Genomic DNA, 26829 nt, shown 5'->3' with positions numbered 1-26829 from the left:
ATTAAATAAGGTATTAATTAATGCGTAAAGGAATAATTTTAGCTGGTGGAAGCGGAACTCGTCTCTACCCATTAACCAAGGTTGTTAGTAAACAACTAATGCCTGTTTACGATAAGCCTATGATTTATTACCCTCTTGCAACATTAATGCAAGCAGGAATTCGAGAGATTTTAGTAATTTCTACACCTGAAGAAATTCACAGGTATGAAAACCTACTAGGTAATGGTGACTCTTTTGGTATTCATATTACCTACGCTATACAGCCAAGTCCGGATGGACTAGCACAGGCTTTCTTAATTGCTGAAGATTTTTTAGATGGTCAATCTGCAGCACTAGTATTAGGTGACAACATGTTCTATGGACATGATTTATCTAAATCTTTACAAAATGCTTCCAAACAAACATCTGGAGCTACAATTTTTGGTTACCATGTATCAAACCCTAGATCTTATGGTGTTGTTGAATTTAATGAAGCAGGTACGGCTATTTCTATAGAAGAAAAACCTTTAGTACCTAAATCAAATTACGCTGTACCGGGTTTATATTTCTTTGATAATAAAGTCGTTGAATTAACAAAAAATGTGCAACCTTCAGCTCGCGGTGAATTAGAAATTACTGATGTAATAGAGCAGTACTTACAAGCAGAAGAATTAAAAGTAGAAATAATGAGTCGCGGTACAGCTTGGTTAGATACAGGAACCCACGATGATTTATTGGCTGCCGCACAATTCATTGCTACTGTAGAGAAAAGACAAGGACTCAAAATTAATTGTCCTGAAGAAATAGCTTTTCGTAATGGCTGGATCTCTGAAGAAAAGTTACGAGAAATCGCTGAGCCATTACGAAAAAGTGGCTACGGTGAATATTTATTAAATCTACTTGAAGAGAAAATATTTTAGTGAATATTATTAATACAACTATTCCTGATTTAAAAATACTCGAACCAAAAGTATTTGGTGACAACCGAGGTTTTTTTCTTGAAACCTTTCGTAGCGACTGGTTTAAAGAACATATAGCCGATGTTACTTTTGTACAAGACAATCATAGCAAATCTTCACATGGCATATTACGCGGTATGCACTATCAGCTAAAACAAGCACAAGGTAAATTAGTACGAGTAATTTCAGGCGAAGTATACGATGTCGCCATTGATATGAGAAAAAACAGTTCTAGTTTTGGCCAAGCTTTTGGTACATATTTATCAGCCGAAAACAAAAGACAAATGTGGATACCTGCAGGATTTGCGCATGGCTTTTTTGTTACTTCTGAATCAGCTGAGTTTGTGTACAAATGTACAGATTATTATGCACCTGAATATGAAGAAAGTGTGCTATGGAACGATCCTGATTTGGCTATTGATTGGCCTATTCCAGAAGGAGAGAGCCCAATACTTTCAGCAAAAGACAAAGCAGGTAAACAATTTAAAAATGCTAAATACTTTCTATAGTATTACGCTTAAATAAATTAAAAGTAGAATTATATTATGAGTAAAAGAATTTTTGTAACAGGTGGAGCAGGTTTTATTGGCTCCGCCCTCATTCGCTATTTAATAAATGAAACAAATAGCATAGTAATGAATTTTGATAAATTAACTTATGCCGGTAATTTAGAGTCATTAAAATCAATTGAAGATAACGAACGTTATCACTTTGTTCAAGGTGATATTTGTGATCAAATCCTTGTTACTAAAACCTTAAAAGAGTTTAAACCTGACTACATAATGCATTTAGCTGCAGAAAGCCATGTTGACCGCTCTATTGATGGTCCAGGTGAGTTTATTCAAACTAACATTGTAGGTACTTATGCTCTTTTAGAGGCCGCGAGGAGTTACTTTTCGACACTCAATGATGAAACTAAACAAGGTTTTAGATTTCATCACATCTCAACGGATGAAGTTTATGGTGACTTAGGCAAAACAGGCTTATTCACCGAAAAAACATCTTACGACCCTAGCTCGCCTTATTCGGCTTCAAAAGCTGCCTCTGATCATCTCGTTAGAGCATGGTGTAGAACATTTAATTTACCTGTAGTGGTAACTAATTGCTCAAATAATTATGGCCCTTATCATTTCCCAGAAAAGCTTATACCATTAATTATTTTAAATGCACTTGATGGAAAGAAACTCCCTATTTACGGTGATGGTAAGCAGGTGCGAGACTGGCTATATGTAGAAGACCACGCCAAAGCACTATTTTGTGTCGTTGAAACCGGTAAAATTGGCGAAACCTATAATATAGGTGGCTTTAACGAAAAACAAAATATTGAAGTGGTTAATACCCTTTGCAACCACCTAAATGACCTAGTTGAAAATAAGCCAGATGGTATTACAGATTTTAATCAATTAATTACCTATGTTGCTGACCGACCAGGTCATGACGTACGTTACGCCATTGATGCCAATAAAATAAGCTCAGAGTTGGGCTGGAAGCCAGAAGAAACTTTTACCTCAGGTATGAAAAAAACTGTCGAATGGTATCTTGCAAACCTTGAATGGTGTAAACATGTTCAAGATGGTAGTTATCAACGAGAAAGATTAGGTAACTAAACGGCATAATCAGCTAATTATTAAGGCAGCATTTATGCTGCCTTTTTTAGGACAAATAAAATGAAAGTATTAATTATTGGCAAAAGTGGCCAATTAGCAAATGAACTAACGTCTAACAAACCAACAGGTATTGAGCATCTCTGTTTAGGCAGAAGCGATATTGACGTTAGTGATGTAACATCTCTAGAAAAAGCTATTAATACTTATAAACCTAAAGTTATTATTAATGCATCAGCTTATACCGCAGTAGATAAGGCTGAAACAGACAGCAATGCAGCTTATTTATTAAATCAACAAGCAGTAGAAAATCTTGCCATTATTGCCAAGAAAAGCAATACAAGATTAATACATGTTTCTACCGATTTCGTTTTTGATGGTAAAAAGAACAAAGCCTACAACGTTGACGACAAAACTAATCCTTGTAGCATATATGGCGCATCAAAATTAGCTGGTGAGCAAGCTATCACAACGCACTACTCTGAAAATAGTGCCATTGTTAGAACCTCTTGGTTATATTCATCTCATGGTAATAATTTTGTTAAAACCATGCTGAGATTGATGCAAGAAAAAGAAGAGCTTGGCGTAGTTTGTGATCAAATTGGTTGCCCTACCTATGCCGAAGGTCTGGCTAAATTTTTATGGAAGCTTACTAAAAAAGAAACCATTAGCCCTATTTATCATTGGAGTGACTACGGTGTTGCCTCCTGGTATGACTTTGCTGTTGCAATACAAGAGATCGCTTTTAATAATAAATTACTATCAAAAAAAATCCCAATTAAACCTATCCCTGCTAGTAGTTACCCAACACCAGCAACAAGACCAATTTTCAGCTTATTAAATGCTAGTAATTCTTATCCTATTGAACCAAGCAAACATTGGACTAGACATTTAACAGAGTGTATTAAAAAGTTGAACTATAAAGCCTCGTCCCGCTCTTTATAAAAACAAAAAATAACACTTTGAAATTAAAAACTTATCTTCTCATCTAATGTAAATGTAAATCTAAATGTAAATGTAAATGTAAATGTAAATGTAAAAACCATAACATTCGATGGTTGTTACTGATATAATCCACCCAAATAAAAATGGACTTATATTTGGATGGAATATTTTGAACAAACTACTACTTAGTATTTATTTAGCAATAACTTTTCTTTTATCCGCTTGTGGCGGCAGCAGTGGAGATGACAAACCTGCATCGGAACCTATTCCTGCACCTGTAATATCAAGTTTTACTGCTTCAATGAGCGAAATAACAATCGGTGAAGAAGTAAAATTAACAGCTGTGTTTAGCAATGGTCAAGGCACGATAGATCTCGGTATTGGTAATATTACTTCTGGAGGTTCTAAAGCAGTAAGACCTAACAATACTACTACCTACACCTTGACTGTTGAGAATGCAGCAGGTGTCAAAGCCAGCACTCCTTTAACAATTGAAATTGTGCCGTTAAGAATCATCGATATTATCCACCCAAGAGACGATGAATCTGTAAATGATGATACCTATATACAATTGAAAGTTATTTCGCATGATCCCCTTAGAAGAGTTACAGCTGAAGTTGAAAGTCACAGTGCAATAATAAGCAATAGAAGTACGAATAATAATAATAATGATATATTAGTTTCAGGTTATCTCCCCTTAACTAGTTTGCCTAATGGTAATTACACGCTCAATATTATCGCTGAAGATATATTTAATATAACCTCGACCGCTACCAAACAAATAACCATCGACAACCTTCCTGTTATTAGCATTAAAGCACCCCAGGATGATGACTTTGTTAATACCCAACCCCTCTTTGATATAAGTTGTGCTGAAGAAAGCTCAGGTGATTGTCAAATAACAATAAAGCACGAAGACACTATATTAGCTTCATCAACCAATCAACTTAACCAGACAATTGATTTATCTAACTTTAGCAGCGAAAAGGTCTCGTTAACGATTGAGGTTACAAATAATACAGGTCAAGTAGCCACAAAAATAATCTCCCTTTTTGTTAGCGAAGATGCTGTGAATGTGACGTTAGTAAAAAAATTCACAGGAGATGTGCTAGATTTTGACGGACAAAGAGCACTAATTAAAGAAGAATTAACCTCAAACGGTTTAGATGTTAACGAATTACATATCGCGGAGTTAACCACCGATAACATTGAGAGCATCGATGTACCAGGGCTTTATAGAGTGAAAACATCGGGTGCATATTTATCAGTTAGAGGGAATTATTTAACACCTAGAGGTGCTGTTTTTGAAACAGAGTACAATACATCATTCGATTGGAATAACAATGAACTCTATCCATTAGGAGCGACCTCACCTGTACAAACTGCTGGGGATTATGCCGTATTTTGTGTGGATGACATGCTATATAGAAGAACACTATCCACCCAAACCAATACGGTTATAGATACAGACCCACGTTGTACTTACGACATTGCTAATAATGGAACCATCGTAGCAAGTGGCATAGGCCATTGGGGTATAAGAGACACCCCAGGTATATTATTATATAAAAATGATCAGCCGACACTTATCACCAATGATAGCGAGCAACCTGTCATAAATAAAACAGGCACAGCATTTCTTTCAGTTAAAATTATGCACACCGGAATTGGAGAACGTTATCAAATGATATTGCATGATGGCGATAATGTACTATTCGAGAGTGAGTCTGCCCTGTACGGTTATGGCGGTCAAAGAGACACTAACCATCCTGGAAAAATTAAATACAAAATAAATAATAATTGGATAATATATGCATCACCAGTAAATTTCGTAAGTCGCTCTCCTAGTGGTGAGATAAAACAAAGAACATCTTTTACTTATGATGGACGCTATGGTTCTCCATCTTTATCATTAGAAGCACTTGCTGATAACGGCGATGTTATGTTTTCATTTGGTAACAAGCGTTATTTTAGTAAAGCCGATGGGCAATTAACCACCTTAGGCGCAAGTGTAGGTAAAAGTATGTATATTAACGATACTTGGTATCTAGTAGTCGATAATGCGATATACACTTTTACACCCGCTCCTTAATAAGTACAATACTTGATAGGTAACACTACAATGAAAGTACGTTGAAGTTTAATAAATTTTCAACGTACCATCAATTAATTTTAATAGCACATACAGTCTATTATTTATGTCTATTAAATAAGCTAAAGACTTTTATCTTGTACTTATAGCATCAATAATACGATGAAAGTTTTGCTTAACCTGCTCTACGCTATTTTTAGATTTAGCCTGAAACTCAATCATGCTTTTTTCATTAATAAGCTTAGGCAAGGTTACAAGCTCCTCTATGGCATAACATTGATTAAAAGGTGCTACACTCCATTCCTTCAAAAAGGCATCAAGTTTACTTACCTTAGGGTTGATGCCAAAGTGAGGCACACTGTAAGACATTGCCGTGATAACACCATGTAAACTAGTACCAATAAATACATCGGCATTTTTAATAGCATACATAATTTCCCAAATATTTAAATCGTGCAATAACATCGTTTGTGCTGGCAAAGCTTTATGCACTTTTTTTAGTAAATCACAATCATCATGTCCCGAAGCATAACCTATTGGTAACAATACAACGCTCTTATCGCAACCCTTGGCTAAATCAGCAACTAAACTCGTTAAATCACTAACCGAACAACCAACTTTCCCAGGAGCAGCTTGAAAAACAAGGTACTGCTCAGGTAATTTATCAGCAATAGAATTGCCAGCCTTAGCCAGTAGTTCACCTTGACTGAGTAAATCAGACATAATATAAGCAGAATCGGGGGCTAAAACAGTGTCTTTATAAAGCGGGCTGATTTCATCAAAGGTTCTTTTATCACGTACAGAAATGTAGCTCGCCTGTGAAAATCGAGAAGAAACATCTTTTAACTCTGTTTCCGATAAACTTTTCACGTCACCGCCAACGGTGTTAAATATAACCTTAATAGGTTGAGAGAATGCATTTAATGGTGGAATAAAAGGGTATTGCCATCGACTTGAATAACGTGCATTGGCATATCTGTCAAAAAAATCAGGAAAAATCTTGCGGAATACTTTTAGAGCAAAATGGTGTAAACCATTACCTTGCATGTGTAAATATAATGATTGATTCTTCGTACATAAAACTTCACCACCTACCACTACGATAACCGAGCCTTCTGGCAAGCTATCAGTCAAATCATTGATACTTTTTGTTTCATTACAGAGATACTTGGTAAGATTAGAATCACTAATTGCTGCATATTCAAAAGAAAACTCATTAAAGAGGTGCTTTACATACTTTTCAATAAACATTTCAAATAATATTGGCATAATATTATCGCCATAATTATATCTATCGAATGCACCGTATAGCACTATCTTTTTCAAACTGAACTCCCCGTAGACTCTTTGTAGTCAAGCAATTGCTTATCATGTTTCTTCGCAGAAAAAATAACAAATGAAATAATAATAATCTGAGGGATTATCCCAAATAAACTATACATAGCAACCGCGTACACGTCATTATCAAAAATGTTATAGCCTATGTAAAAACCTAAACTAGATAAAATAAAATTGAGTAAACTGTTAAGTAACAAAAATCGTTCTAGTCTTAACACAGGAATAGCAGCAACACAGGCACGATTGATAAAATTAAAATAAAACCATACGCTAAGCCACTGAGAAATTTCTCCTGCTTTCTGCCATGTATCACCAAAAACTAACGAAAAAAGATCAGGGCCAACAACAATAAAAAGCAATAAAGGCGCAAGTCCTAAAATAGACAACCACAGTGTGCCTCTTATAATCAAAGTGCTAATTGGTTTATTATTAATACTCGTTTGATTAATTTGTGGGTAAATAACATCATTTACCGACTTGGCGATAAGTGTTACTGGAAGCTGCAATACTGTTCGACATAAAGCATAAAACCCAACAGAAGCAGCCCCAAATAAGCTAGCCAATAATATTACTGGAATATTTTGATTAAGGTTAGCAAGTAAGCCTTGAGGACTGCGGTAGAAAGGAAACTCTCTATATTGTTTTATTAACGTACTATCAAAAGAAGCATTCAGAGGGAGTTTAAGCTCTTCTTTCTTTTTAAGCTTCATTAAGAGCAATAGCACTATGCTTTGTAATAAAGATCCTAAAATCGTTAATACTATTAAGACCTTACCTAATGGAAGAGCGAGTAAGCCGAATAGAATTTTAGTACCATTAAGTGTTAAAGATTGAGCAACAACTGCTTGCGCATTAATAACAAACAGTTTATGACGTATCGCCCATTGAGTACAAATAGCAAGTAAAGTGTTAATAAGTATCGCTAAGGGTAAACTTAACGCTATAAATAAAGTACTACTCCCCTCCATGCCTATAAGGTTAATTAATTTTTCTTGAAAAAGTAAAATCATTACAGTTAAAGCAATAGTAAAAAAAATTGCTATCCGTAAAGAATTATTAGCAACCTTGATCGCATCACCATGACTCTTAGGTAAAACAATAGCAATAGGGTAACTTAATGCTGCTATAGGTAATAAAATAGCAACAATTGCCATGAAGCTACCTAACATTCCAATTGATTCAGGTGTGTATAAGCGTGTAATAATTGGAGACGCAAGCAATGAGATTATTTGAGCGCCCGCAGTTCCACTAGAAACAATTAAAACATTCCTAATGATTTTATTTCGAGATAAACATTTGATAAAAGAAGGCAAAATTATTGAAATTCTCACACTTTACACAACAATTGCCTGCTGCGCTGATAACTCTGAATTGTATGGTAATCTAATAATCATGTACTTATTCACTAAATACATGATTATTAAATATTAAAATAAAAACACTGGAAACGCTTTGGTCTCTATAACTATTTAATAACAATTGGTGCGCTATAAAGCTCAGCCATTGCTTCACTAAATTCATCCACTTGTAACGAATCTCTAACAATTTTAGTTGTTATTAACATGACTAATTCTGTTCGAGTAAAAGTGTCTGTTGTGCTTGAAAAGAGCTTACCTAAAATAGGTAGACTACCAAGCACTGGCACACCATTATCTATCGCATTTTTATTTTCTTGAATCAATCCGCCTAAAGCTACTGTTTGACCATTTCTTGCAATAATTTCAGTTGTAATAGCACGATTAGTAATAGTCGGTGTTTGTACTTGTGTGTTTGCACTCGCCTTACTGCTACTTACTGACATAGAAACACTTAATGAAATAACACCATTAGAATTAATCGTAGGCGTTAACGATACATTCACACCGGTTGAACGATATTGAACTGAATTCGATACTGATCCTGTATTACCTGTGTCCTCAACTACTTGAGTAATGATAGGTATTTGGTCACCCGACGTGATCGATGCAGATTCACCATCTCTTACAATTAAATAAGGCCTAGAGATAACACGAGCATCGTCTTGCTCCTCACTCCAATTAAAGTTCGATTGCCAATCACCTGAAGTAAAAAAACCAGCAATAGAACCAGAACTCAAAAAATCCACCTTAGTGGCATTAGGTAAAGACGTTGCATTATTATATAGCCAATCAATTCCTGATTTCATATCATCTTTTAGTGTTACTTCAAGAATAGTTACATCTAAAATAACTTGTCCAGGCAACACATCTATTTTTTCTAATAAAGACAATATCTTCTTATATTCTATTGGCGTTGTATTAAAAATCAAAGCATTCTGTTGCTTATCTAAATTAAATTGCATAGATGAACTATTACTAGAATCAACACCTACTTGCTTACTCTGACTTCCTGATGACTGATTAGAAGCCTTAGTTGAACTACCAGATAACAAACCACTCAACGCACTTTTCATTTCTTCAGCTTTTGCATATTTAGGCTTATAAACAAAATATTGTTTTTGATCACCCGCTAAAGGAACATCTAATTTATTAGCCCAATAACTAATTCTGTTAATAACTTCTTCACTAGCAGCATAAGCAACAAAAGAATTAATTCTTGCCATTGGTACAAAAGAAATATCACCAGGAGCATTAATTGAAAAACCATCTTCCTGTAATAAAGACGTAATTTGGTCTATTGCATCCTCAGGAGTCATGTGTGCAAATTCGAATAATCTAATTTTACGGCCAAAAGCTCTTGGCACATCTAGCATATTAATGATTTTCAGTGCACGAATAATCTCTTCTCGTTCACCTTCCAAAATAATCAGCTTTTGGGCTGAATTAATCGTTACTTTGGCTGTAGCCAGCTTTTTCATAATACTTGATATGTTACGACTTTCACTATAGGTATAAGGCACTATATGAGTGATCTGACCACTAATATCAGGAACGTCATCATCATTAACGCCAATCCCTAATGCAATATTATTCTTTTTATTATCACCTGAAGATTTTGTTAAATATAAAATATCGCCTTTTCTATAAGTATTAATTTTATTTTGAGTTAAGGTTTCATTAACTGAAGTATAAAATTCAGTACGCGAAATAGGAGTAGAGATATTGAGTGTTAAATTCGTTTTAGAACTCGCTAATTCTGGAGCGAGTACATAATTAATATTAAGCAACTCATTAAACACTTTATGTGAAAACTCTTTAATACTTAACTGATCTGCAACAAAAGTAACAGGCTCCCCCTCTAGTTCAAGTGTTGATGTAGAGTTATCTAACACCTGATTAATACCACCTAAATCTGGAACATTGGTTACCTTAAGTACTGAATTATTTCTATCTTCAGGTACTTCTTTGTTGTTCTGTTCCGTATCAGATATATCGTTAGAGCGTAAAATAGAGGGAGAAACTTTTATTTCAGAGTTTCTGAGTTGAGTTGAGTCTAGCGTTTTATTGTCAACTCGCCCTATATTAGAACAAGCAACTAATGATAATAACGCTAGCGTAGACACTAAATTTTTTATATGAAACGTTTTCATAATAAGTCTGGTGATTCCTTCGGTAAATCAGTCACTGAAATGACAGTATTTTTAAAAACTTTGAGTATTATTATATTTTCGCCGTCATTTAACTCTACTGAGCTTGGAGTTATAGCCGTCAATACAAAATTATAAAGCTTATCTCCTATAACCATATCTCGCTGCTCTTGCTTGCCGTTAACAAGTGTTCTAACGCGAACCTTTAGATTTTTTTCAGAGGTATATATAACAACAACACCAATTTCAACATCTAAAGTAGTTTTAATTTCTACTTCCTTTTCATTTTCTTCTTGATATTCAACACCAAGTAATAGAGCAAGATTTTTTATATCTGCAGTAGCGTCACCTGAATTTTTCATCTGAAGACTACTCACTTCCTCTAAAGATACTCCGTTATCATTATCCGTATCTTCAAGCAAAATTGTAGTAAAAAACAACCACACAAAACCACAAACCACAACCAATGCAATAGCTAAATTCCTCATGAGCGTTTAAACACCTTCAAAAATTCAACATCTGCCGTTACATTTGTAGGGTTAGCTTTATTACTATTTAATCGTAACTGACGTATACGATTACCTATTTTATAATTTTCTAACTTATCGAGTAAATTTAGAATATCACTGTAATTGCCTTTTACATTCAATCTACCTGCATAAACAGCAAAATCATCATTAATATCAACTTCACGTTGTGGTGATTTTAAATTAATTGTTACATCGTACTTAGCTAATTGCAGTTCAACTTCTTGTAGCCAAAGAACGGCTGAATCTTGATTTTTTTTAACAATACTTAAATCAGCTAATCGAGGAATAAACTCTGTAGCCAATAAGTCTCTTTGCTCTTCTAATAAGGCCGCTTTAGCAATTAATCTTTCTTGTTTCGATAATGTCAATTTTTTCATTTCTATTGATTGCTTTGTCTCATCAACCCAATCAAACCAAGGTAATACAGCATATTCTGACAACAATATAACGATAATTGCGATTAACCCTACAGATTTAATATTTAATGTAAAACTGCTCATGAAAAAGTTACCTCAATAACAAAAACATCCTCACCGGATCTATTTTTTGAAACTGCACGGTCAAACTTAGCTTCGCTAATTCCTGGAGAGCTTAGTAAAATAGAGAGTAAATTAGTGGCTGACGTTTCAGAAGTCCCCGTTATTTTAAAACCCTTAGGGTGAAGTTCGAGACGTTCAATTCGATACTTTTCATCTTTAAAATTCAAATGGCTAAAAATAGCTAGTACATTTTTATTTTCTTTAGAAAAAGTATCAAACTCTTTTTTAGACTCAAATTTAACCTTTAATTCACTTTGGGTTTTAAGCGCTTGTTCAACTGCAGAACTATTCTCAGCTATTTCACTTTCAACGTAACTTAAATTAAAGCTAAGATAAGCGGAAGAGACCACCGTAAAGAGAGTGACACTAGCACAGATAATTAAAGCCAATTGTTTAAAAGAAACCTTCTGTTTTGTATTAATTTTATCTTTGTTTTTAAATAAATAAAAACCAGCTAAATTAAATATATTAGTTTTTTTGAAATCTTCCGTGAAGCTCGTATTCGCTTCAACTTGAACAATAGGTAAATCAAGAGCTAAATTACTACTAGGATCTAAATTTTTAGCATTAGATGACAAAGAAAAAAAGTTATAATCTTTTGGATATACAAAATGACACTTACCAATAATTTCTTCAATATATTTAATAGGAACAACAACATAAACAACAGTAGCTTGAGAGGTATTTAACGTTTTAATATTCCAAAAAACACGCCCAGGAAATGGTGCAATAGTTGCTATTTCAGCTTTTATCAGTTTAGGTAAATCAATAATATTAATATTAGTATAACGTCGTTCGGCTAACCAATATGAGTCACGTTCAAGTAAGCAAATATTTACTCTTTTACGTTTATCTGTAATATCGGTTAATCGGCCTAATCCTTCTTTTATATTAAAAATATAACTAATATTAAAATAAGTACCGATAGAAAATAGACGACTAAAATAGTTTTTCATTTGCTACAAAAAAAGGCTGAAAAGTATCTAGCCCCCTAATTAAGAGAAATTGTTTATTTAAAGATACACCCCTATCTTTAAATGATAATTTGATAAAATAACGTCCTGATGGATATACATACGCCCCCTCTCCACCACTATAATTTGAGGTGCCTTCCTTATTTTTTGTTACTTCGATACCAGCCGCGGAGTATAAAGCCTCAGGGGTAAATTGTCTATTGATATCCCCTTGACCATAAAGAACAATCCAAGGTTTTATATTTTTAAAAACAGTAGGTTCTAATATATAAGCAAGCTCATTAACTGACTGTAAAGACATATTTGAAGGAAAAAAAGGATAATCAGCATAATCTCCTTTTTCTTTTCCTTCAAGGCGCACTAACGAATCAACATCTTGCCAATCTTCTAGCTTATCGTTAAAGGCTAATAACATATCGTTAGAATATCCTTGTTGAATTAACAATCGATTAAAATTCTTCTCATCATAAGGTTTTAATGAAACCATTCCCCCAAGATCTTGTACTGATATAGACATTTTATCAACTACAGCAACAGAACCTTTAAAATCAGAAACTAATGAATCAAAAATAAACTCATCATTTGTATATTTAGGGCCAACTAAATGAAGTGGAGTCGTCATCAGATCAAAAACAAATGTTGACTGTAACGTTTCTAAACTTAATTCTGCTATTGTTCTATTTTTTACAAGTGCAGTTAACTTCATATCTAAACGACTTTGATGCAACATCAAGGTCATAATAATCGACATAATTGCCGTAATCATTATAACAATTAGCAATGCAGCCCCTGTTTGATTTTTTTTCTTAACCTGAAAATGCATTTTTCTCTCGCTTAGCTTCAGGTAACTCTTGCGGTAACTCAAACATAAATTCATTGGGTAATAAACTATTGCTCGTAGCGTGCTGAATTCTTATAAATAAAGGTAAAGTCAGTGTTTCAGCACTATTATATTGAAAGCGCCACTTAGGCTGAGGTTTAATTGCAACATTTAAATACTCTGAATAAAAATTATCAAGCTCAAAAGCATCCTTCCAACCAAAATAAGAAAAACTTATACTTTCACCTTCAAAATACAAATGACTTACAGGGCAATCTGAGTCCCTAAACATATAATTAATTAACGCTAAACTTCCTAACGGTCTTTCACAATAACGCAGCTCTTTGCCTGACTCTGCAATAAAAAATGTTGATACAACCAAAGGTTCATCAAGATAACTAGGTTGATAAGAAACAAAAGAAAAACTTTCTTTTTTACCATTAAAAAACAAAACAGATTTATTATCATAATCAAGATAATAATACGCCTCTAACCCTTTAATACTTGTATTAATTATCTTACGTTGTGTAAGTAAAGATAATGCATAACTTTGATTTTTCTTATCTCCAACAGAAGTAAAAAAATAACGATACGAAGAAACAGCCAATGTTATTAGTACACTAAAAATAACCATAGCAACAAGCACTTCAATAAGGGTATAACCTTTATTGCTCTTCATGAGCTTTTCCATAATAGCTGTGCAAATTCAAAAACCTGATTTTCACTACCTTCACGTGTAATAACAACGTTATAAATTGTGAGTAAGCTATCATTAGTACTCACATCATTACCATCAGAGTTAACTAACGCCCTCATTGCAGGTTTCGCATCTTTTATTTGTGCACTCCATAAATAAATATTACCTGCAATAACAATCCGCCCTTGTCTATCTTGTGTATATTGTAAATGGTATTTAATCGTGCCTTGTGAAAACTCAGCTAAATATGCCTGATTAATCGCTTTAATTAATTTTTGCTCATTAAGTATTTTTGTACGAGCAACCATACTAATAACGCTAATTGAGATAAAAAGAATTATACCCGCAATTAATACCTCAACTAATGTCATACCCTTCTGTTTAGATTTCAAGCTGAAATGAACCTTTTTCGTTATTCCGAATAATCATTAAGCTAGTCTTGCTAAAACTAGATTTCACATCGAAAAAAAGCATACCTTTTTCAAAACTAAACGTTTCAAAATTTACGGTTCTTAATAATTTGCCATTGCGGGTATCTTTAATCAAAAACTTACTGTCAACAACCTCAATTTCTAAAACAGTGCCTTTATAATATGCATACTGTTTACAATAGCTAAACAGCGATTTTATTTTAGCGATTTCTGATCGATATTTAGTTTGTTCAAGCTGTTGCCACATAGATGGGAGAACAAAAGAGGAACTTAAACCTATTAATACTAAAACAATAAGCAACTCAATTAACGTAAAGCCTTTTGCTCTATTTTTTTTAGAAAGAAACATCGTTAATCGACACTATACTTAACAACATAATGATAACCACAGATCCAACAACTCCACCCATTATTAAAATAAGTAAAGGCTCAAGTAATGCTGTAAATCTCATTAGCCAACTTTCAAAGTTTTGACGTGAACGAGAGGCAATTTCACGAAATGAATTATCTAAAGTTCCACTTTCTTCTCCTACGGCAACTAATGAAAGAGCAACATCGTCAAATAAACGGGCAGTTTGTAAACCATCGCTTAATTGGCTACCTGAAGATACTTGGCTAGCAATAGTGGCAAGCTTTTGCTTTAGTTGCACATCAATAACAGTTTCACCTGCAAGTTTAAGTGCGCTTGATAAATTAACGCCACTTTCTAAGGTTAACTGTAAAGCAGTGGCAAAACGAATTCTATCAGCCTTATTTGTAATGCCTTTTATTAAAGGTAATTTCACCATGAAGGCAATAAATTTATTACGTGTTTTGGGTTGATTAAAAAAATAAATTCCAGAAAATATTACGGTAAAAACAACAACAATCGCATGTATTTGATACTCTTGTACATTTTGACTAACATCGAGTAAAAACTGTGTATAAGATGGTACTTCTTCCATAGACTCAAACATAGTCGACATACTGGGTACAACAAAATTAAAAATAGCCCAAATAGCACTAACACATACAAGTAAAATAAAAAATGGATAGCTTATTGCCTGTAAAACTTTACTTCTTAAACTAATTTGAAAACGTAAATTTTCACTTAAACGAGTGAAAACAATGGGTAAATTACCAGTACTTTCACCTATTTTAACCATTTCACAATACAATGATGAAAAAATATCAACTTGTGTTTCTATTGACTCACTTAATGACTTACCTTTTTTAATTTCATCAAGAATACTTTTCCATACACGTCCAACACCACTTTTACTATTAGTTTTCGCCAAAACCTCTAAAGCTTTATCTATTTTCAAACCATTATTTAATAAAATAGCTAATTGCTCAGTAGATTGTTCAATGTCAGCAAGCGAAACTTTATTAGAGCGGCTACCCAGTTTAATAGGAGAAATTTTTATAACGAGTAAATCTCTCTCAAGCAAAATGTGCTCTGCTTCAGCTTTATTTTGAGCGCTAATTTCGCCTTCTTCATTTTTACCCGAGCGATCATAAGCTTTATAGCGGAATAACTGGCTCAACCTGCAACCCTTAATACTTCATCTATGGAAGTAACACCTTGTAATGCTTTTAAAAACCCATCTTCTTTAAGTGAACGTAGATTATTGTTTTTCATTAAAAGATATAAATTATCTAATAATTTTTCATCTTTCGGTAATCTTTTTACTTCAACATCACATGGTAAATATTCTAAAAATGCCACTCGACCTAAATAACCAGAGTTTTCACAGTGTGAACAGCCAACAGGAGCATATATCGTAAAGTTTTCTATATTGTAACGTTTAGCTAAGTCGGCCAGATCGTACTTGCTAATAACATTAGGTTCATCGCTTTCTTTTTTACAATGATGACATAATGTTCGAGCTAAGCGTTGTGCCATTATTGAAACTAAACCAGCATTTAACAAATACTCTTCAATGCCTAATTCCATCAATCGAGTATATGCAGACGGAGCATCATTTGTATGCACAGTACTAAACACTAAATGACCAGTAAGTGCCGATTGCAAAGCAATTTTAGCAGTTTCATTATCTCTAATTTCACCAACCATGATCACATCAGGATCTTGACGTACAATACTACGAAGCCCTGCCGAAAAATCAAATCCAATATCAGGGTTTACTTGTACCTGATTAATACCCGGTAACTGATACTCAATTGGGTCTTCCAGAGTAATAATTTTAATATCTAAAGTATTAATTTGGTTAAGAAATGAATACAAAGACGTCGTTTTACCTGAACCTGTAGGGCCAGTCATTAAAATAACACCTGAAGTACGCTTTAAATCTTCATTAACTCGTGCAATTAGATCTTCTGCATATCCAAGCTTTTGTAAGTCAAATTTAACTGCATTTCTGATTAGGAAACGCATTACAACACTTTCCCCTTGCCCTAACGGCAAGGTAGAACAACGGATGTCTAAATCGGTACTACCCGCCCTCATTTCAATTTTTCCATCTTGGGGACGTCTTTTTTCAGCAATATCCATATTAGACAAAATTTTTATTCTTGAAATTACCGCTAATTGCAAACTATAAGGAATAGGATCTGCTTCTTTTAAAATACCATCTATTCGATAACGAGCCCTAAACCGCCCATTAATAGGTTCAATATGTAAATCTGATGCTCCAAGCTTAATACCTTTATTAATTAAATTATTCACTAAATTAACCGTTGGAGCTCCCAATGCTAATTCTTTCAGCATTTCTACATTGTCACCACTAATGTCGATTTGCTGTGCGTTAGGTAACATTGCTTTATATTGTTCCTGAAATAACTCAAAATCTTTTTCAGTTATACAGGCAAAATTAACGCTATAGGGTAAAAAACGGCTATAGTCAAAAGCCTCTTGATTATGTGGAGAGCAAATAGCAATAGTGAGAGTGCCATCATCTAAGTGCACTGGGATCATTTGATATTTAGCTAAAAATTTAAAGTTAACATTATCTAATAATAGTAGTTGGGCAGATGTCAGTTGAAAGCCATGTATCCAATGTGAAAGTGATAGTAAATGACAATACATCTCACACAGTTGTTCTTCGTCAATCCAGCCCGAATGAGATAATATTTGTTCTATAAAATGACCAGAGCTCGCTTGATATTTTTTGGCTTCGTCTAATCGATTATTATCAATTATTTCGTGATGACGAATGTAGTCTTCAACTTTAGAATTCCACATCTGAATCCTCACCTTCTCCGCCCGGTTTCTTATCGCGGCCTAAACTTTTAAGTGAAAAATCTTCACCGGTTTGTTCATTTTTAGTTCTATTGTACTCATAATCATTTTTCCAAGGATCAAGAGGGATCGCTTTTGGAAAATAAGGTCCATCCCAAGCAGGATCTTCAGACTTAACAAGTTGATCTAAATTCTCAGGGTAATAACCAATATCTAAACGATAAGAGTCTAATGCAGTAGCAATTACTTGCATTTGAGCTTTGGCTGTACCAACTTTAGCTGATGAAACTTTACTAAACATACGTGGAGCAACAATGGCTGATAATAACCCTAAAATTACCATTACAATAAGTAATTCAACTAGAGTAAATCCTTTATTAATTCGTTTATAACTTCTCATATTACTTAAAACCCTTACCTTAACTTGAATATTTACCTTGCTAATAACACATAAAATAATCACCACATTAATGCCTACTAACATGGTGATAAAAAAGTTATCTATAGTTATTTTATCTAAAGTCTCGGTATTTAAACAGACTTGTGAGGAAAGCTGATTCCTCACTCTATGCGTAACACACTAACAATGTTAAATTATTTGTTTTTTGCTAATAATTTATCAAAAATATCTGTAAAACTTTCAACGGAACCTGCGCCATTAACAATTTCGTAATCAGTAATTGCATCGCCTTTTCGTACACCAATAATAAAAGTAGGCGTAGAAGCAAAGCCTAATTTTTTGGCATCGAGTAACGAACTGGTAATAGCATTATGAACGCTCACATCTTTCAAACAGGCTTCAAATACCTCTACATCTAAATTATTTAACGTAGTAATTTCAGTTAAATCACTTTCTGCAAACTTTTGGCCTTTTTCAAACAAATAATTTTTAGTGTCGCTGTAAGCACCTTGTTTTGCTGCACAGCGTAAGGTTACGGCTGCATAAGCAGCTCTAGGATGTAGCTTAGGCAATGGTAACTCTTTACCTACAAATAACACCTTACCTGTATCAACATAATCGGCTTTTATTTGTGGCCATACATTCTTATGATATGTAGCACAAAATGGGCAATGTAAATCTGTAAATTCAAGTAAAACAATATTAGCTGACTCTTCACCTACACGTTGACCATTTGTAATTGATATTTCATCAGGACGTACTAACTCACCTAACCCTACTTTTTGTGCAACTAAAGCTTGTATATGTTTAAGTTGTTTTATCTCGGCTTTAAGTTGCTCAATTTCAGTAGTATCTGATGTTGTTTGACAAGCACTCAAAAATGCAACTAATGCCACTATTATTAATTTCTTCACGTATTTTCCTCTAAAAATAAAATATACAAAATGATCACAAAAAAAAGCCCCCGCAAATGCGAGGGCTTTATTGTACTGCTTCGTTATTAATTAGCAATTAGTAAACAAACTATTACTGTTTAATAATGCTTAAATAATTGTAAAAAAGCATGTCGTATTTTAATTATAATACTAAATTACTGTGACCATTCGTTTTGGTCAAGTACTGGCATTACACGGTCTAAACCACCGATAATTTTCTGTACAGATACACCGTGAACTGAATCACGTGGCGCTGTAACAGTAAATGTTACTGTGTGACGGTTATCACCAGACTTAGCGTTAGAACCGAAATCTGCAGCAGCGTATCCGCCGTCTTGACCTAAGTAACCAGCTGCTTGTGCTGCTGATAAAATTTCAGGAACAAGGTAAACAACTGAAGATTGTGCAGCAACAGTACCTAAAGAGATAGCTGTAACTTTACGATTTTCAACAGTACCATCTGTAGATTCACCAAACATATCAAATGTTACTTCAGCAGCTTCGTCATGTTCGTTAGTAATACGTACAAAGTTACCTGCTGCACTTACTACGTAAGGAACTTTAAGAACCGCACCGTTAACACCGATTTGATGAGATTTTTTCTCTTGTGCACAGTGATCTAACTCGTTGTCAGTACCAAAGTCTAAAGTGTAATGAGTGTCAACTGAGTAGTTAAAGTTCATAATTTCTTCAGAAGCAGCACCAGGAGCACGATCGTTAGTTACAACATAGTACATTTCGTTATATACAGCACCAAAAAGATTAGATGCAGCAAGTGCAGGGTTAGTTTCAGCATCTGAACCAACTGGTACAACCGCCGGGAATAAATCTAATGCTTCTGTATTATATGTAGTAGCAGCAGCTTCATTTAAACCAAACTTACCCCAAGTAGTACCTGTTTCAACATCTTCTTGACCAGCTAAAACACCTGTAGCAGCAGTACGACCATTATAAAGACCCATTTCAACTTCATCACCAGGAGCAGAGCTAGCTACAAATTTAGTTTCTAAGTGATCGTCTGCATCTAAACTAATTGCTTGGTCTAATACAGCTGCACGATCATAAAATGAAGTTTTGTAAACAGCTTCATGTTGCTTAACAATTAGTTGATCAGAAGCATCACCAGCATTGTATACAAACTCAGTACGAGCAATGATTGCAGTGTTAGCAGAGTCTTCACTTTCAGCGTTAACTAATGCTTCAGCAGTTGTGCCACCATGTAAAGCGTAAAATTGTGGAGAAATTTCAGCAATTACTTGTGGTTTTGAAACAGCACCTTGAATAGAGTAACCAGTACCACCATCCGTAACTGCATCAGTTACTTCTAACATTACTGAAGAAGAACGAGTTGCATCAGTACACTGTGTGTTACCCAATTTAATACCTACAGGTACTAAATCAGCATCAGCAGCACCAGTTGATACTTTAGAGAAAATTAAACGAGTACCAGCACCGATTGTAGTACCAGCTTTTGTAATAAACGTAATGCTATCAGTCCCATCTAATGTACCATCTGATGATGCAACAGCAAGAAAAGAACCATCAGCTGCAACTTCATCATATTTAACTAAATGAATTTGGTTACCGTTACCTGAAAATTCAGCTTCTGAACCAGAAAGCATCATATCAATTTTTGTGCCGCCTGGGATATCAGTTGTTGGGATGTAAACAATGTATTGATCATCACCAGTTATAGCACCTGTGTTATCAATATCGTCAAAATCGATATCAAAAACTTTTTCACCGTCTGAATTTTTACCAGTAAGTTCATATGCTATTGCAACAACATCATTAATGGCTAAATCATCAGCAGCAGCGCCACCACGAGTTTCTTTACATGCAGCTAAGTTGTATGGTGTAGCAAAAGCAGCAGTCGCTAAAGCATCCCCACCTTTATATACTTCAAAACAAGCTTCTGTACCAGCAAGTGCAGAAGTTGATGCTAAAACACCGGCAACTGCTAATGGTAATGCTGCTAAATTAAATTTTTTCATTCTAAGTTTACTCCATTTATATATTTAAGCCTTTAATTACTTATATGTAACGTTAAAGACTTGTGAACACGTGTTCTTTTAAAACTATATTAGTTTTTAATCATTGTATTTACATTTTGCTATTAATTAATTGTTTCAATTCGTTCAGCCATAACAAACAAATAAAGAAATTTATTGGCATGCCCTCCCTCATTTATCAATTAAGCATCACTGCATCATAACTACTAACTAAATGCTCAATTAAATTACAATGAGTGTGAAATTTAATGATTACTTGGTCTATTGTCAATAAGTTAATACAAAAAAGTGCTTATTAGTGTCAATAAACCGTGCTTTACAAGCAAGCGTATAAAATTCAAGCAAAAAACATCAGTTTTATAACAATTTTATAACAATACCTATGCTTACTTATTTAATGTAATATATCACTACTTTATTACGTTATTATTTAAGCGCTCTAACAAATTTCCATGAATGTTGAATAGCAAACGAATACAATAAAAATAAAGCTATAAAACAATGTAACATTATCCATTCAGGAACAGAAGCGACTTCTCCTGCAATACCAATAAGTGCGCAAAATATAGCTAAACCACATATGGCCCAAAGCGCTTGCCTAGAAGTAAGTCCTAATCTTAAACAAATATGATGTAAATGACCGGTGTCAGCTTTAAAAGGCGACACACCTTTACGAATACGCCTAAACATTATGGCAAACATATCCATAATAGGAACAGCGATTATCCATAAGGCAGTAACGGGCCTAAAAGCCGCTTCTTGCGTTTCTGTATGTTGAGTGCCTAAGGTAAGTAACCATATAACCGTTAAGCCCATAAACATGCTACCAGCATCTCCCATGAAGATTTTTTTACCTCTGGGGTTACGTGTACTTACGTTATAAAAAAGGTAAGGGATAATAGCCACCACAATAATAAGTGGTAGTAACACATCTCTTTGACTATCAGCAAACAAAGTTAAAATAGCGATAGATGAAATAGAGACAATACTCATTGACCCCGCTAGCCCGTCTATCCCATCAATCATGTTAAAAGCATTAATGGCAGTAATACAAGCGAGCATGGTAAATATTATTCCATAATACCCGATGTCTATATCACCTAGTATAAATAGATCACCAAGATTACTGATGTATATACCACCACCAAAAACCATAATTGCACCAACAAGACCTTGAAAGATCATACGAGGTGCTACACTAAGATCGTAAATATCATCCATTGTACCTATAAACACAAGGAGTGCGGATGAAATTAAGTATAAATTTAAAAGTTGGCTTTGCTCTACAAATAAAGATGAAGCAATAAGTACACCGGTAAATATTGATATACCCCCTATAAGAGGAATAGCACCATCATGATTTTTTCTATCTGATGGATAATCAATTAGACCTATTTGTGGCGCTAACGGAAGCAGTACTTTAATAGTAAATATAGATGAAAAAAAAGCCACGCATAAAGCAGGTATTATAAATAACATTTAATGTATACCAGTTGAAAGTTATTAAAATTAAATTAGTTACAATACATATTGTAACTAAGTTGAATGTGTTTAGTATATCTTTGTTTATGCATTTTGCACATAAGCATTACATTCTATTACATAAATTTACCTTTACAATCTTGCAATTGCAGCTACGGCAACTGAAGCTTGATATAAAATTTGAGTTGCGGTTTGCCATAAGGTTAGATCATCCATAAAGTATGAATCTAATGGTACAACAACCGTATCACCCGGTTGTAATTGACCACTGTTGGCTGTAAACCAATTATCGTTATTTGGTATTTCAACAGCTCCATTAGCTTTTATGATATAAATCCTGTCTTCATCAGCCTGTTTTTTAGCTCCGCCGCTTAATTTAATATAGTCAAAAGCCGTTAAGCCTTTTTCAAACAAATGAGACGATGCAATTTGAACTTGGCCGACTACATTGATTGTGTTTTGCTTTGGCGATACGTATAAAGCATCTCCATCCTCTAGTAGTATATCAAATGAACGCCCATCGTTTATTTTCTCAATATCAACGACTAAACGCCCTACAGGCTCAACTTTAGTAAGATCTGCTAATAATAAGTTAGCTTGTTCGTAATCTAAAATTTGGCTGCCTTCTCTTTGAGATAATGATTTTGAAGCAATTTCATTTCGTAAATTTTGAGAAACATCGATTAAATTTTGTAATTCAACTTGCTTTAATTTCTCACGCGTAAAAAGAGAAGACTGAATGTCTGCGTACTCAGTAAAACCTCCAGCCCTTTCAATTAATTTAGCAAGAGTTTCGCCTCTTCTAACGGTATAACGTCCCGGAAACTTAAACTCTCCTAGTAATTCTACTGTTTGATCTTTTTGCCATGCGGGAATATGATTTATATTTAATCGATCTTTACTTTTTAAACGAAAGCTTGTCTCTGAGCTAGCTAAGGCATCAGCTAAATTAAGGTTAACCAATGTTTTATTGGCTGCTTTATTGTTCACTTCAAACCTTGATAATTCGGCTTTTTGTAAAAAGGCAGACTCTAACAAACCACCAGCGGCTTTAATTAAGTCAACTACGCTAGCATTGTTGGCTAAGGGATATGTACCGGGATATTTTACAGCTCCGTCAATAACAACTAGCTTTAACGGTTGGTTCAAAGAGGCTTGTCTTTTTAGTTGTTTAATTACTGGTGCTAATAATCTTTGTCTTGAAAAGAAACTTATTTCGTTAGGTTTTAGTTCTTGTTCTATATTTTTTTCTTTAAGATCTTTTAATGATTTTTTAGTAGCGTTGTAAGTTTCTTCTGCCTTATCTTCTTCTTTAAATGGATTAACAGGTTCTGCATTTTCACCATATTGCTCCCAAAATAAATTATCTTCATAGCTTTTAATTAATACTTCTTTTTCTTTTTCTAAAAGCTCTGTTTCGGTTAAAAGAAATTCATCTAAGTTTGTCAGTTCTTGGCTATTTCTTTCAACATTTGAAAATACAAGTATTTTATCTAAAGGCTTTAATGAAACGTTATCAATAGCATTTTTATCAGACAATGCATCAGCAATACTAAACTGTATTATTTCTATATCACGTGAATGGTTCATTTGCCTTACAATAATGCTATACGTTAGATCTGCATTTTCAAGTAAGTAAGAAGAAATGTTCGGTAGTAAGTCGGATACCTTTTGCTCAGGCTTCCATTGATAATTACCTGGACGTGATACAGCTCCTATAATAGATACACTATCTTCAAAATTACTCGATGTTGCCATTACACGAATATAATCGCCAGCTCTGGCTTTTTTGGCTAGGTTTTCTGCAATAGATAAATCAATGTTAACAACTGAACGTAAATTGCGACTATTATAACGTTCAACAATGGTTGATGATGGATAAGCTGAAGGTAACATTCCTCCGGCCATTTTTAGAATAGAGTTAAAATTTTCTTCTTTTTTTAACTCGTAAATTGCGGGTCTTTTTACTTCACCATCAATGGAAATTCTACTTCCGACTGGTGGAATAAAAATAACGTCTCCAGATTTTAGTAAAACATCGCTGCTGGAGTCACCATTAATTAATAAGTCATATAAATCAAGCGAAGAAACTAATTTACCCGCTCTTTTTAATTGAACATTACGTAAAGATCCTATATCACTTATCCCACCTGCAGAAAAAATAGCATGAGTAATACTGGATAATGAACTAAGTAAATAATTACCAGGCTTAAAAGCTTCTCCTAAAACAAAAACTCGAATAGATCGTAGCTCAGCTAATGTTAAAACGATATCAACACCTAGCACTTTATTTTGAATTTCATTTTTTAAATATTTTTTAACTTCTTCAAAAGTCATACCTGCGACTTTAAATGCACCGAGCTCAGGAAAGGTTACTTTGCCTTCTCTTGAAACAATTAATTCGTATTCATTATTTTCTTTACCAAACATTTGTACGCTGAGTACATCCCCTGTTCCAATAGTGTAATCATCAGGTATAGCGATATCTATTGAAGGAGCAAAAGTTAATGGTGCGTTAGCAAAAACATCGTAACCAAATGGCTTTAATTCATCTTCGTCTTCTTCAGCTAACTCTTCTTCTGATAAACCTATTGGGTTTCCCATTTCATCAAACTGGGTTCCTCTAGGGTAATATTGTTGTAAGTTTTTTGTTTCGTCTTCACTTATATTATTTTTTTTAACTTGAGATTGAATTGTACTTAAATCAACTCCCATGCTTGATGCTAATGATTTTTGTTGTGCTGGAGATAATTTTTTAAATTGCTCTAATTGTTGAGGAGAAATATTACTGGGTAACTGTGCAGAAAGTGCGACAAAAGAAAAACATGATAAAAACACTAAAAGTAACAGCGTTGATTTGTGTAAAAAAGTTATCATTAAAAAAGTTGTCCTAGAGCAAAATTTAATTATAAATACCATAAGTTGGTACAAATCTTTCGGGTAAGGATTCTATCACTTTACGCTCTAAGCATAAAGTAGCTTAAAGCGTTATCATGAAACCCACAGTGTATAAATTATAAAATAAACAAATATTTATTAGTTTAATCTATCTCATCTAAATATGCTTCAAGCTCAGCTTCATCAGCCGCATTAACTTCAATAGGTGGGTTACCGTCATAAACTTTAAACTTTAAGTTTTGAAAATAAGCATTTTTGACAAATTCATAAGAGTCTATAGATTCATCTATCAGTTTTTCTTGTTGCGATAATGAAGCCCTTTGCTCTAGCCCAACCACAGCCATTCTTACAATATTGGGCCAAAAGTCTATGGCAGCTAACGGCCAATAATATTTGTCAACATAGTCACCAACCTCTTCTCTTACTGAAGATGGACCTAAGCCCGGTACAACAAGATAAGGTCCATCGCCTACGCCATAGCTACCTAATACTTCGCCAAATTCTTCTTGTTTTCTGGCCCAACCAAAATCGCTCGCGGGGTCAAAAAAGCCGAATAAGCCAATAGTAGAATTTAATAAAAATCGACCAGTACTTACGGCTGCGTCAGAAAACTTGGCTTGTAGTAAGTTATTAATAATTGCAGAAGGTTCGTTAAGGTTAAGCGCCATGTTGTAAACGCCTGTTCTTAAATCGGTAGGTACATACTCGGCATAAGCTGAAGAGGCGGGTCTTGCAACATACTTATCCGCATAGTCCCATGTAAAGGTCCAAAAAGGTCTATTAATTGATTCTAAAGGATCTTTAGGGTCTGCATATGCGTTATTCGACGGGGTGGAAGAACAACCACTAATAGCTAATAAACCAACTATAAATACAATTAAAATAGATTTTTCTGAGGGGATCTTCATATGACTATTCGCTGTTCCATGAGATTAGCTGACCTATATTCGTAGAGAATATAATGTAATTTTTTGGCATTTTAACATGATGTGTCTGCAATAATCACAGTATTTATCGGTAAAAATGTTAAATCTTGTAAGAAATTGAACAGTTAAAGTGGATTTTTCTTTTGATGAATAGCTATCAAGATATCTGCTTCTGCTTTAGGAATATCGCATTCTCTCACAAGTTCTTCTGCATCAGCTCCTAATTCAACTAATTTAAGTGCTCTGCTGTATAATTTGTCTTCTGGTTGTTGAGATTGTACTTGTTGTAATTTGAGAATATCGTCTTGAAGGTTTTTAATTCTATGCTCTAACTGTTTTGATACTTGGTTTAGTTCTGTATTTTGTACGCTATGTTGAGTGTTAGTTTCAGCTAAAGATTTATCAATCTGTAAAAATAGTGTTTGTAACTGGTTAACAAGTAATTCGTTGGAAGCAATACTTGTTGCGGTTAAACGAACTTGCTTTTTTAGCGAACGAACGGATATAAATAATATTATAATAATGCATAGTAATAATATTATTAAGGCGCCTAGCACTATAAATTCAGGGGTATTAAACATA

24 protein-coding genes are annotated in these 26829 nt (G+C 34.1%); 5 read left to right on the top strand and 19 right to left on the bottom strand.

What is annotated here, in order from left to right; genetic code table 11:
- Nucleotides 1-20: 20 nt before the first annotated feature.
- The 5 genes from rfbA to B0X80_RS08255 all read left to right on the top strand — a co-directional run bounded on the left by rfbA (nt 21) and on the right by B0X80_RS08255 (nt 5579).
- A complete protein-coding gene (rfbA, locus tag B0X80_RS08275; RefSeq protein WP_077339411.1) occupies nt 21-899 on the top strand; it encodes a glucose-1-phosphate thymidylyltransferase RfbA in 879 nt (292 codons plus the stop codon).
- Nucleotides 899-1447, top strand: a complete 549-nt coding sequence (gene rfbC, locus B0X80_RS08270) for a dTDP-4-dehydrorhamnose 3,5-epimerase (RefSeq protein ID WP_077339409.1) — start codon at nt 899-901, stop codon at nt 1445-1447. Before rfbA ends, rfbC begins: the two co-directional genes overlap by 1 nt.
- A gap of 36 nt (nt 1448-1483) precedes the next feature.
- A complete protein-coding gene (gene rfbB / locus B0X80_RS08265) occupies nt 1484-2545 on the top strand; it encodes a dTDP-glucose 4,6-dehydratase (protein WP_077339407.1) in 1062 nt (353 codons plus the stop codon).
- A 60-nt stretch (nt 2546-2605) separates the two neighbouring features.
- On the top strand, nt 2606-3487 hold the full coding sequence (rfbD, locus tag B0X80_RS08260) for a dTDP-4-dehydrorhamnose reductase (RefSeq protein ID WP_077339405.1): 882 nt from the start codon (nt 2606-2608) through the stop codon (nt 3485-3487).
- Nucleotides 3488-3656: 169 nt separating this feature from the next.
- Nucleotides 3657-5579, top strand: coding sequence for a hypothetical protein (locus B0X80_RS08255; protein ID WP_077339403.1), 1923 nt, complete (start codon nt 3657-3659; stop codon nt 5577-5579).
- Between the two features lie 132 nt (nt 5580-5711).
- On the opposite strand, the gene B0X80_RS08250 is transcribed toward B0X80_RS08255, so the two are convergent.
- The 19 genes from B0X80_RS08250 to B0X80_RS08160 all read right to left on the bottom strand — a co-directional run bounded on the left by B0X80_RS08250 (nt 5712) and on the right by B0X80_RS08160 (nt 26828).
- Nucleotides 5712-6905 carry a polysaccharide pyruvyl transferase family protein gene (locus tag B0X80_RS08250; protein ID WP_139345301.1) on the bottom strand — a complete coding sequence of 398 codons (1194 nt, stop codon included), beginning with the start codon at nt 6903-6905 and terminating at the stop codon, nt 5712-5714.
- A complete protein-coding gene (locus B0X80_RS08245) occupies nt 6902-8248 on the bottom strand; it encodes a lipopolysaccharide biosynthesis protein (RefSeq protein ID WP_077339399.1) in 1347 nt (448 codons plus the stop codon). Before B0X80_RS08245 ends, B0X80_RS08250 begins: the two co-directional genes overlap by 4 nt.
- A 134-nt stretch (nt 8249-8382) precedes the next feature.
- On the bottom strand, nt 8383-10425 hold the full coding sequence (locus tag B0X80_RS08240) for a secretin N-terminal domain-containing protein (protein WP_077339397.1): 2043 nt from the start codon (nt 10423-10425) through the stop codon (nt 8383-8385).
- Complete coding sequence (locus B0X80_RS08235) at nt 10422-10910, bottom strand: hypothetical protein (RefSeq protein WP_077339395.1); 489 nt, start codon at nt 10908-10910, stop codon at nt 10422-10424. The genes B0X80_RS08240 and B0X80_RS08235 overlap by 4 nt, the downstream gene beginning before the upstream one ends.
- Nucleotides 10907-11452: a hypothetical protein gene (locus B0X80_RS08230; protein ID WP_077339393.1), complete on the bottom strand. Its 546-nt coding sequence runs from the start codon at nt 11450-11452 to the stop codon at nt 10907-10909. The genes B0X80_RS08235 and B0X80_RS08230 overlap by 4 nt, the downstream gene beginning before the upstream one ends.
- Complete coding sequence (locus B0X80_RS08225; RefSeq protein ID WP_077339391.1) at nt 11449-12447, bottom strand: hypothetical protein; 999 nt, start codon at nt 12445-12447, stop codon at nt 11449-11451. The genes B0X80_RS08230 and B0X80_RS08225 overlap by 4 nt, the downstream gene beginning before the upstream one ends.
- Nucleotides 12431-13288, bottom strand: a complete 858-nt coding sequence (locus tag B0X80_RS08220) for a type II secretion system minor pseudopilin (protein ID WP_175623907.1) — start codon at nt 13286-13288, stop codon at nt 12431-12433. Before B0X80_RS08220 ends, B0X80_RS08225 begins: the two co-directional genes overlap by 17 nt.
- Nucleotides 13272-13964 (bottom strand): type II secretion system protein, encoded by a 693-nt coding sequence (locus tag B0X80_RS08215; protein WP_175623906.1) that lies wholly within the window; start codon nt 13962-13964, stop codon nt 13272-13274. The genes B0X80_RS08220 and B0X80_RS08215 overlap by 17 nt, the downstream gene beginning before the upstream one ends.
- The gene (locus B0X80_RS08210; RefSeq protein WP_139345300.1) at nt 13961-14353 is read right to left on the bottom strand and encodes a hypothetical protein; all 393 of its coding nucleotides are present in this window, start codon (nt 14351-14353) and stop codon (nt 13961-13963) included. Before B0X80_RS08210 ends, B0X80_RS08215 begins: the two co-directional genes overlap by 4 nt.
- Nucleotides 14354-14363: 10 nt before the next feature.
- Nucleotides 14364-14762 carry a prepilin-type N-terminal cleavage/methylation domain-containing protein gene (locus B0X80_RS08205; protein WP_077339382.1) on the bottom strand — a complete coding sequence of 133 codons (399 nt, stop codon included), beginning with the start codon at nt 14760-14762 and terminating at the stop codon, nt 14364-14366.
- Nucleotides 14749-15939, bottom strand: coding sequence for a type II secretion system F family protein (locus tag B0X80_RS08200; protein WP_077339380.1), 1191 nt, complete (start codon nt 15937-15939; stop codon nt 14749-14751). The genes B0X80_RS08205 and B0X80_RS08200 overlap by 14 nt, the downstream gene beginning before the upstream one ends.
- Nucleotides 15936-17597 carry a GspE/PulE family protein gene (locus B0X80_RS08195; RefSeq protein WP_089024849.1) on the bottom strand — a complete coding sequence of 554 codons (1662 nt, stop codon included), beginning with the start codon at nt 17595-17597 and terminating at the stop codon, nt 15936-15938. The genes B0X80_RS08200 and B0X80_RS08195 overlap by 4 nt, the downstream gene beginning before the upstream one ends.
- A complete protein-coding gene (gspG, locus tag B0X80_RS08190; protein ID WP_077339591.1) occupies nt 17584-17994 on the bottom strand; it encodes a type II secretion system major pseudopilin GspG in 411 nt (136 codons plus the stop codon). Before gspG ends, B0X80_RS08195 begins: the two co-directional genes overlap by 14 nt.
- A 194-nt stretch (nt 17995-18188) precedes the next feature.
- Complete coding sequence (locus tag B0X80_RS08185; RefSeq protein ID WP_175623905.1) at nt 18189-18908, bottom strand: DsbA family protein; 720 nt, start codon at nt 18906-18908, stop codon at nt 18189-18191.
- A 176-nt stretch (nt 18909-19084) separates the two neighbouring features.
- Nucleotides 19085-20923 (bottom strand): hypothetical protein, encoded by a 1839-nt coding sequence (locus tag B0X80_RS08180; protein ID WP_077339376.1) that lies wholly within the window; start codon nt 20921-20923, stop codon nt 19085-19087.
- A 444-nt stretch (nt 20924-21367) separates the two neighbouring features.
- Nucleotides 21368-22420, bottom strand: a complete 1053-nt coding sequence (gene wecA, locus B0X80_RS08175) for a UDP-N-acetylglucosamine--undecaprenyl-phosphate N-acetylglucosaminephosphotransferase (protein ID WP_077339374.1) — start codon at nt 22418-22420, stop codon at nt 21368-21370.
- A gap of 135 nt (nt 22421-22555) precedes the next feature.
- The gene (locus B0X80_RS08170; protein ID WP_077339372.1) at nt 22556-25300 is read right to left on the bottom strand and encodes a polysaccharide biosynthesis/export family protein; all 2745 of its coding nucleotides are present in this window, start codon (nt 25298-25300) and stop codon (nt 22556-22558) included.
- 164 nt (nt 25301-25464) lie between these two features.
- Nucleotides 25465-26229 (bottom strand): MlaA family lipoprotein, encoded by a 765-nt coding sequence (locus B0X80_RS08165; protein WP_077339370.1) that lies wholly within the window; start codon nt 26227-26229, stop codon nt 25465-25467.
- A 143-nt stretch (nt 26230-26372) separates the two neighbouring features.
- On the bottom strand, nt 26373-26828 hold the full coding sequence (locus B0X80_RS08160) for a DUF2802 domain-containing protein (RefSeq protein ID WP_077339368.1): 456 nt from the start codon (nt 26826-26828) through the stop codon (nt 26373-26375).
- Nucleotide 26829 lies beyond the last annotated feature (1 nt).

The organism is Pseudocolwellia agarivorans, from assembly GCF_002000085.1.
Classification (GTDB): Bacteria; Pseudomonadota; Gammaproteobacteria; order Enterobacterales; family Alteromonadaceae; genus Pseudocolwellia; species Pseudocolwellia agarivorans.
This window is presented reverse-complemented; position numbering and strand designations above follow the sequence as displayed.